Source organism: Streptomyces malaysiensis subsp. samsunensis, assembly GCF_024519315.1.
Lineage (GTDB): Bacteria > Actinomycetota > Actinomycetes > Streptomycetales > Streptomycetaceae > Streptomyces > Streptomyces malaysiensis.
This window is the reverse complement of record NZ_JANIIC010000028.1, coordinates 113851-124089: the sequence shown is the minus strand read 5'-3', so window position 1 is coordinate 124089 and position 10239 is coordinate 113851. Positions and strand designations below refer to the sequence as shown.

Here is a 10239-nt window from a genome sequence, read left to right as displayed (position 1 = left end):
GTCGACCGTGACGGCCGGGCCCTCCAGGCCGAAGGTGTACGACAGTCGCCCGGACACCACGCTCGCCGCGTTACCCGTGCCCAGATGGCCCTCAAGCCCCTCCGGCGCCTGCATCAGCAGCGACAGATAGTCCTGGCCGTTGGTCCCGGCGAAGACACCGATCTGCTGACCGCGCAGCGCGTCCGGGTCGATACCCGCGCGCTCGAACGCCTCCCACGACGTCTCCAGCAGCAGCCGCTGCTGCGGATCCATGGCAAGGGCCTCACGCGGCGAGATCCCGAAAAACGACGCGTCGAAGTCGGCGACGTCGTAGAGGAAGCCACCCTCACGCGTGTACGTCGTCCCCTGACGGTCCGGATCCGGGTCGTACAGCCCCGCCAGATCCCAGCCACGATCGGACGGGAACTCCGCGATGGCATCCCCGCCCGCCGTCAGCAGCTCCCACAGCTCCTCCGGCGACCGCACCCCACCCGGGAAACGGCAGCTCATCGCCACAATCGCGATCGGATCGTCGGCCACCGCGACCGTGGGCGCCACCACACCGCCGGTCACGGCGGCGTCCGCGCCGAGCAGTTCGGTGCGCAGGTGGTCGGCGAGGGCGGTGGCGTTGGGGTAGTCGTAGATGAGCGTGGCGGGCAGTCGCAGGCCGGTCGCCGCGTTCAGCCGGTTGCGGAGTTCTACGGCGGTGAGCGAGTCGAAGCCCAGCTCCTTGAAGGCGCGCCCGGCCTCGACCGCATCGGCCCCGCCGTGCCCCAGCACCGACGCGACCTGCGCACGCACCAACTCCAGCAGCGTCTGTGCGCGCTCGTTCTCCGTCAGCCCGGAGAGCCGCTCCGCCAGTGTGCCGGTGCCGGTCCCGCCGGTGGCGGCCGGGCGCGGTGCGCCCTCGACCGCCGGCGCCGGACGCGCGGCGCGCACCTCGCCGAACAGCGCGCTGGGCCGTACGGCGGTGAACTCGGCGAGGAACCGGTCCCAGTCGATGTCCGCGACCGTCACGGCGGTGTCATCGAGCTCCAGCGCCTGCCGCAGCGCGGTGAGCGCCGACTCGGGCGCCATCGGCGGCACTCCGTCGCGGCGCATCCGCCGCTCCAGCGCCTCGTCCGCGGCCATGCCACCCTCGGCCCACGGGCCCCAGGCGATCGAGGTGGCGGGCAGCCCCTCGGCGCGCCGCAGCTCGGCCAGCGCGTCCAAGTAGGCGTTGGCCGCCGCGTAGTTGCCCTGCCCTGCCGCGCCCACCGATCCGGCGAACGAGGAGAAGAGCACAAACGCCGAGAGGTCCAGGTCGCGCGTCAGCTCGTGGAGGTTCCGCGCGGAGGTGGCCTTGGCGCGCACCACCCGCTCCAGGCGCTCCGCGTCCAGCGTGTCCACAAGGCCGTCGTCCAGCACACCGGCCGCGTGCACGACGGCGGTCAGCGGGAACTCGGCCGGTATGGACGCCAGCAGCTCGGCGAGCGCGTCCCGGTCCGCCACATCACACGCGGCCACGGTCACCCGTGCACCCGACGCGGCCAGCTCATCCCGCAACTCCGCCGCGCCCGGGGCGTCGAGGCCCCGGCGGCTGGTGAGCACCAGGTGCTCTGCACCGCACTCCACCAGCCAGCGGGCCAGCTGCGCACCCAGCGCACCCGTACCGCCCGTCACCAGCACCGAACCCGAGGCGTGCCAGCCCTCATCGCCCGATGTCCGGGCCCCGGAAGCCTCCGTCAGCCGGCGTCCGAAGACGCCCGAGGCGCGCACCGCGACCTGGTCCTCGCCACTGGCACCGGCCAGCACACCCGCCAACCGGGCCAGCGCACGCTCATCGGCCGTCTCGGGAAGGTCGACCAGACCGCCCCAGCGCTCGGGCAGCTCCAGCGCCGCCACCCGGCCAAGCCCCCACACCGACGCCTGATCCGGATCCACCACACCATCCGAACGCCCTACCGACACCGCACCCCGCGTCGCAACCCACAACCGCGCACCCACACCCACATCACCCAACGCCTGCGTCAAAGCAGCCGTACGCAACAGCCCCGACTCACCCCCGACGGCCAGCAGCGAGAACACCCCCGCCACCGAACCGCCCACAACCGCCGTACGCAGCTCATCCGCGAGCCCCGCGCGGTCCACCGCGTCCGACTCGACCACCCGCACATCAACACCACACCCAGCCAACAACCGCACCACACCCGCGGCCCACACACCCCCAGCCCCACCCGAAGGCACCACAACCACCCACGAACCACCCAACACACCCGCCGCCGACAACCGATCCGTCACCGGCCTCCACAACACCCGATAACGCCAACCATCCACCACAGAACGCACCGACTCCTGCCGCCGCCACAACGACAACGCAGGCAACACCTCACCCAGCGAAACCCCCGGATCCACCGCAAGCTCCGCCGCCAACGCGGCCACATCCCCGCGCTCCACCACATCCCAGAACCGACCATCGACGGCACCGCCAAGCGCGGCCTCCGCCGCCGGGGCCTCCTCCCACCAGTACCGGGTGCGCTGGAAGGCGTACGTCGGCAGCTCGACCCGCCGGGCCCCGGTGCCCTCGAAGTACTCACGCCAATCCGGCGACTGGCCCCGGACATGCGGCACGGCGAGGGCGGCGGTCACCGACTCGACCTCCGCACGCCCCTTCCGCAGCGCGGCGGCGAACGCGGCGTCGTCGCCGGTCACACACTCCTGCGCCATCGCAGAGAGCACGCCATCGGGGCCGAGCTCGACAAAGGTCGTCACACCCTGGGCTTCCAACGTCCGCACACCGTCGAGGAAGCGCACGGCCTCCCGGACATGGCGCACCCAGAACTCGGGGCTCGTGATCTCCTCGGCGGACACCACGCCACCGGTGAGGTTGGAGACGATCGGGATCCGCGGAGCCTCGTACGTCAGACCCTCGGCCACCTCGCGGAACGCGTCCAGCATCCCGTCCATACGCGGCGAGTGGAACGCATGGCTCACGGTGAGCCGCTTGGTCTTACGACCCTGGGCCTCGAACGACGCGGCGATCTCCAGCGCCACGTCCTCGTCACCGGCGATCACAACGGACGTCGGCCCGTTGAGCGCGGCGATGCTGACCCGCTCGCTGAGCAGCGGCAGCACCTCGTCCTCCGACGCCTGCACCGCGACCATCGCGCCACCCGCCGGAAGCTCCTGCATCAAACGGCCACGCGCCGCCACCAGCGCAGCGGCATCCTCCAGCGACAGCACACCCGCCACATGCGCGGCGGCCAGCTCACCAATCGAGTGGCCCGAGAGGAAGTCCGCCTTCAGACCCCATGCCTCGACCAGCCGGAACAGCGCCACCTCGACCGCGAACAGCGCGGGCTGAGTGAACGCCGTCTGATCCAGTACGGCCGCGTCCTCCCCGAACAGCACACCCCGCAGCGGCCGCTCAAGGTACAGATCCAGATGCGCACACACCTCATCCAGCGCATCCGCGAACACCGGATAGGCGTCATACAGCTCACGCCCCATCCCCAGCCGCTGACTCCCCTGCCCCGTGAACAGGAACGCCACCTTGCCCTCGGCGACCGCCCCCTCCACCACATCCGGGACGGACTCGCCACGGGCCAGCGCGTCCAGGCCCGCGAGGAACGCCTCACGGTCCGTGGTGACGAGCGCCGCGCGCCGCTCCAGCGCGGCGCGGCTGGTGGCGAGCGAGAAGGCGAGGTCGGTCGCGCTCAGTTCGGGGTGGGTGCGGAGATGGGTGGCCAGCTGTGCGGCCTGGGCGTGCAGCGCCTGACCATCCTTCGCCGACAGCAGCCACGGCAGCACGGCCGGCTCACGCGGTTCCGGCTTCTCGGTCAGGGCAGCCGAAGTGGCCGGGGCCTGCTCGATGATGGTGTGCGCATTGGTGCCGCTGAGCCCGAAGGACGACACGCCCGCGCGGCGCGGGCGGCCGGTCTCCGGCCACTCCACCTGCTCCGTCAGCAGCGACACCGCACCCGTCGACCAGTCCACATGCGGCGACGGCTCATCCACATGCAACGTCTGCGGCAACACACCATGCCGCATCGCCAACACCATCTTGATGATGCCCGCGACACCGGCCGCAGCCTGCGTATGACCGATGTTCGACTTGATAGAGCCCAGCCACAACGGCCGGTCCCCATCCCGCTCCCGCCCATACGTGGCAAGCAGCGCCTGCGCCTCGATCGGATCACCCAACGTCGTACCCGTGCCATGCGCCTCGACCGCGTCCACATCACCGGCCGACAGTCCCGCACCGGCCAGGGCCTGGCGGATGACACGCTGCTGGGACGGACCGTTCGGCGCCGTCAGACCGTTCGACGCACCATCCTGGTTGATCGCGCTGCCCCGCACGATCGCCAGCACCGGGTGACCGTTCCTCTCCGCGTCCGACAGCCGCTCGACCAGCAGCATGCCCACGCCCTCGCCCCAGCCGGTGCCATCGGCCCCGGCCGCGAACGCCTTGATCCGGCCGTCCTCCGCGAGCCCGCGCTGACGGCTGAAGTCCACGAACGCGTCCGGCGTGGACATCACCGTGACACCACCGGCGAGCGCCATCGTGCACTCGCCGCCGCGCAGCGCCTGAACGGCCATGTGCAGGGCCACCAGCGACGATGAACACGCCGTGTCCACCGTCACCGCCGGACCCTCGAGACCGAAGGTGTACGACACCCGGCCGGACACCACGCTCGCCGCGTTGCCCGTGCCGAGGTGACCCTCCAGCCCCTCGGGCGGGGTGGCGACGAGCCCGGCGTAGTCCTGGCCGTTGGTGCCCGCGAAGACACCGGTACGGCTGCCGCGCAGCGTTGCCGGGTCGATGCCCGCGCGCTCGAACGCCTCCCACGACGTCTCCAGCAGCAGCCGCTGCTGCGGATCCATGGCAAGGGCCTCACGCGGCGAAATCCCGAAAAACGACGCGTCGAAGTCCCCGGCGTCGTAGAGGAAGCCACCCTCACGCGTGTACGTCGTCCCCTGACGGTCCGGATCCGGGTCGTACAGCCCCGCCAGATCCCAGCCACGATCGGACGGAAACTCCGCGACCGCGTCCCCGCCCGCCGTCAGCAGCTCCCACAGCTCCTCCGGCGACCGCACCCCACCCGGGAAACGGCAGCTCATCGCCACAATCGCGATCGGATCGTCGGCCACCGCGACCGTGGGCGCCACCACACCGCCGTCCACCGCGACATCGACGCCCAGCAGCTCCGTACGCAGATGGTCGGCGAGGGACGTGGCGTTCGGGTAGTCGTAGATGAGCGTGGCGGCCAGCCGCAGACCGGTCGCCGCGTTCAGCCGGTTGCGCAGCTCGATCGCGGCCAGCGAGTCGAAACCCAGCTCCTTGAAGGCGCGCCCGGCCTCGACCGCATCGGCCCCGCCGTGCCCCAGCACCGACGCGACCTGCGCACGCACCAACTCCAGCAGCGCACGGCCCTGTTCGGCCTTCGGAAGGCCGCTCAGCCGCTCGCCGAGGGGGGAGGCGGCGTCGGCGTCGGTGACGACCTTCGCGGTGTCGGCGCCGGTCGCGGCGCGCGGCCCGGCCTCCGCCGCCAGCTCGGCGATCAGCGGGCTCGGCCGTACGGCGGTGAGGGTGCCGGTGTAGTGCTCCCAGTCGATGTCCGCGACCGTCACGGCGGTGTCATCCAGCTCCAGCGCCTGACGCAGCGCGGTGAGCGCCGACTCGGGCGCCATCGGCGGCATGCCCTCGCGGCGCATCCGCCGCTCCATGGCGTCGTCACCGGCCATGCCACCCTCGGCCCACGGGCCCCAAGCGATGGAGGTGGCGAGCAGCCCCTCGGCGCGCCGCAACTCGGCTAGCGCGTCCAAGTAGGCATTGGCCGCCGCGTAGTTGCCCTGCCCTGCCGCGCCCACCGACCCCGTGATCGAGGAGAAGAGCACAAACGCCGAGAGGTCCAGGCCCCGCGTCAGCTCGTCCAGATGGCGCGCGGCGTCCACCTTGGCCCGCAGTACCGAGGCGAACCGCTCGGGCGTGAGCGAGTCCAGTACGCCATCGTCCAGCACACCGGCCGCGTGGACGACGGCGGTCAGCGGAAGCTCTGCCGGAAGCCCGGCCAGCAGCTCGGCGAGCGCGTCCCGGTCCGCCACATCACACGCGGCGACCGTCACCCGAGCACCCGACGCGACCAGCTCATCCCGCAGCTCCACCGCGCCCGGCGCCTCCAGCCCCCGACGGCTGGTGAGCACCACATGCTCGGCCCCGCTCTCCACCAGCCAGCGGGCCAGCTGCGCACCCAGCGCACCCGTACCGCCCGTCACCAGCACCGAACCGGCGCCCGGTGTCCACGAGCCGTCCGAGGCAGCACCCGTCGCCGAACCCGGCGTGGCCGCCCGCACCAGCCGACGTCCGAAGACGCCCGAGGCGCGCACCGCGACCTGGTCCTCGCCACCGGCCCCGGCCAGCACACCCGCCAACCGACCCAGCACACGCTCATCCACCGACTCCGGCAGATCGACCAGACCGCCCCACCGCTCGGGCAGCTCCAACGCCGCCACCCGACCAAGCCCCCACACCGACGCCTGACCCGGATCCACCACACCATCCGAACGCCCCACCGACACCGCACCCCGCGTCGCCACCCACAACGCCCCATCCACACCCACATCACCCAACGCCTGCGTCAAAGCAGCCGTACGCAGCACACCCGACTCACCCGCGCCCATCGCGAGAAGCGACACCACACCCGTCACCGAGGCGTCGCCCACCGCCGTACGCAGCTCATCCGCCAACCCCGCGCGGTCCACCGCATCCGACTCGACCACCCGCACATCAACACCACACCCAGCCAACAACCGCACCACACCCGCGGCCCACACACCCCCAGCCCCACCCGAAGGCACCACAACCACCCACGAACCACCCAACACCCCACCCGCCGACAACCGATCCGTCACCGGCCTCCACAACACCCGATAACGCCAACCATCCACCACAGAGCGCACCGACTCCTGCCGCCGCCACAACGACAACGCAGGCAACACCTCACCCAGCGAAACCCCCGGATCCACCGCAAGCTCCGCCGCCAACGCGGCCACATCCCCGCGCTCCACCACATCCCAGAACCGACCGTCCACGACCGAGCCCGGCGCGGCCTCCGCCGCCGATCCCGCCGGGGCCGGGGCGTTGAGCCAGTACCGCTGGCGCTGGAAGGCGTAGGTGGGCAGGTCGATCGGGCGGGCGCCGAGGGCGGCGTAGGGGGCGGCCCAGTCGGCCTTCTTGCCCCGGACGTACGCCAGCGCCAAGGCCGCGGTCACGGTTTCGGCCTCGGGGCGCCCGCCGCGCAGGGCGGGGGCGTACGCGGTGCCCTCGGCGTCGGGCAGACAGTCCTGGGCCATGGCGGTGAGCACGGCGTCGGGGCCGAGCTCAAGGAAGGTGGTGGCGCCCTTGTCGGCGAGCGTACGCACCCCGTCGAGGAAGCGGACGGCCTCGCGGACGTGGCGCACCCAGTACTCGGGCGAGCACAGCTCCTCTGCGGTGGCCACGCGCCCGGTGAGGGTGGAGACCACGGGGATGCGCGGCGGGGCGTAGTCCAGCACCTGGGCGACGCGCCGGAATTCGGCGAGCATGCCGTCCATCAGCGGGGAGTGGAACGCATGGCTGACGGTGAGCCGCTTGGTCTTACGGCCCCGCTCCTCGAAGGCCGCCGCGATCTCCAGCGCGTCCTGCTCGGCGCCCGAGACGACGGTGGACTGGGGGCCGTTGACGGCGGCGATGCCGATCCGGTCCTCACGTCCGGCGAGCAGCGGCAGCACCTCGTCCTCCGACGCCTGGACGGCGATCATCGCGCCACCCGCCGGAAGCTCCTGCATCAAACGGCCACGCGCCGCCACCAGCGCGGCGGCATCCTCCAGCGACAGCACACCCGCCACATGCGCGGCGGCCAGCTCACCGATGGAGTGTCCGGCGAGCAGTTCGGGGCGCAGCCCCCAGGATTCGAGGAGGCGGTAGAGCGCGACCTCGACCGCGAACAGTGCGGGCTGGGTGTAGTCGGTGCGGTCGAGGAGGTCGGCCTCGGGGGTGCCCTCCTCGGCGAAGAGCACGTCGAGGAGCGGGCGTTCGAGCTGCTCTTCGAGGTACCAGCAGGCGTCGTCGAGGGCTTCGGCGAAGACGGGGTAGGCGTCGTAGAGTTCGCGGCCCATACCGAGGCGCTGGCTGCCCTGTCCGGTGAACAGCAGGGCCAGCTTTCCGGCGGCGGGGGCGCCGCGCACGACGGACGGTGCGTCGGCGCCGTCGGCGAGGGTGCGCAGGGCGTCGAGGAAGCCGTCGCGGTCGCCCGCACAGAGCACGGCGCGCTGTTCGAAGGTGGCGCGGGTGGTGGCCAGGGAGTGGCCGATGTCGGTGAGGGCGAGCCCGGGGTCCGACTCCAGCAGCGTGTGCAGCCGCCGGGCCTGGTCGCGGAGGGCGTCGGTGGTCTTCGCGGACAGGGCCCAGGGCAGTAGCGCGGGCTGCGCGGTGGCCTCGTCGTCAGGCTTCTCGGCATCGGCCCGCTCCTCGGCGGGGGCGGGGGGCTGCTCGATGATGGCGTGGGCGTTGGTGCCGCTCATACCGAACGAGGAGACGGCGGCGCGGCGCGGGCGGCCGTGCTCGGGCCACTCCCGCGCCTCGGTCAGCAGCTCGACGCCGCCGCCGGTCCAGTCGACATGCGGGGTCGGCTCGTCGATGTGCAGGCTGCGCGGCAGGACGCCGTGGCGCATCGCCATGACCATCTTGATGATGCCGCCGACACCGGCCGCGGACTGGGTGTGGCCGATGTTGGACTTGAGCGAGCCGAGCCACAGCGGCCGGTCCCCGTCCCGCTCCCGCCCGTACGTGGCCAGCAGCGCCTGGGCCTCGATCGGGTCGCCCAGGGTCGTCCCGGTGCCGTGGGCCTCGACGACGTCCACGTCACCGGCCGACAGTCCGGCGTTGGCGAGGGCCTGGCGGATGACGCGCTGCTGGGCGGGGCCGCTGGGGGCGGTCAGGCCGTTGCTCGCACCGTCCTGGTTGATCGCGGTGCCCCGGACGACGGCCAGCACCCGGTGGCCGTTCCGCTGGGCGTCCGAGAGCCGTTCGACCAGCAGCATGCCGACGCCCTCGCCCCAGGCGGTGCCGTCGGCCGCGGCGGCGAACGGCTTGCAGCGGCCGTCGGGGGCCAGGCCGCGCTGGCGGCTGAAGGCGATGAACGAGCCGGGGTTGGCCATGACCGCCGCGCCACCGGCGAGCGCCATGCTGCACTCGCCCGAGCGCAGCGCCTGGACGGCCAAGTGGAGGGCCACCAGGGAGGAGGAGCAGGCGGTGTCGACGGTGACGGTGGGGCCTTCGAAGCCGAAGGTGTAGGCGATGCGGCCGGAGGCGACGCTGGCGGCGTTGCCGGTGACCAGATAGCCCTCGAAGCCCTGCTCGGCCTCGTGCAGCCGGGGGCCGTAGTCCTGGGCCTCGGCGCCGACGAACACACCGGTCCGGCCGCCCCGGAGGATCGCGGGGTCGATACCGGCGCGTTCGAAGACCTCCCAGGAGGTCTCCATCAGCAGCCGCTGCTGCGGATCCATCGCCATGGCCTCGCGCGGGGAGATTCCGAAGAACGCCGGATCGAATTCATCGGCGTTGTGCAGGAATCCGCCTTCGCGGGTATAGCTGCTGCCCGCCCGGTCCGGGTCGGGGTCGTAAAGTCCGGCGAGATCCCAGCCCCGGGTCCCCGGGAATTCGGAGATGACGTCTTTTCCGCCCGCGACGATTTCCCAGAGTTCTTCGGGAGAGCCGACCGCACCGGGGAATCGGCAGCTCATTCCGACAATGGCAATGGGCTCGTCGGCGGCTGTGGGGGCGGGGCCGGCGTCGGTCGTGGCGGCGTCGGGGCCGTCCTCGGCACCGAGGAGTTCGGCCCGCAGCCGGCGGGCGAGGTCGGCCGGGGTGGGGTGGTCGAAGGCGATGGTCACCGGCAGCCGCAGTCCGGTGGCGGCGGTCAGCCGGGCGTGCAGATCGACCGTGGCGAGGGAGTCGAAGCCCAGGTCGAGGAAGGGACGTTCGGGGTCCAGGAGCTCCGGCGCCTTGTCCTTGAGGGCCTGTGCGACGGCCTCGCCGACCCAGGCGGTGAGGGCCTCGGCGCGCTCGGCCTCGGGGAGTCCGGCGAGCCGGTCCCGCCACGGGGAGGCTCCTTCGGGGCTCGAACCCTGCATTTCGATGTGCTCGGGCGTGAAATCCGCAGACTCACTCACCATCACGCGCCCCATTATCTCGCAAGACATAACACCTAGACCGTAGGCCAGCCTTACACAGGGCAGGAC

General features: G+C 72.1%; 1 protein-coding gene. It reads right to left on the bottom strand.

The genetic code is table 11. The features are described 5' to 3' along the window. Window positions 1–10173: type I polyketide synthase (locus NQU54_RS23755; protein WP_441005752.1), on the bottom strand; the 10173-nt coding region annotated here is incomplete at its 3' end. Between the last annotated feature and the right edge of the window lie 66 nt (window positions 10174–10239).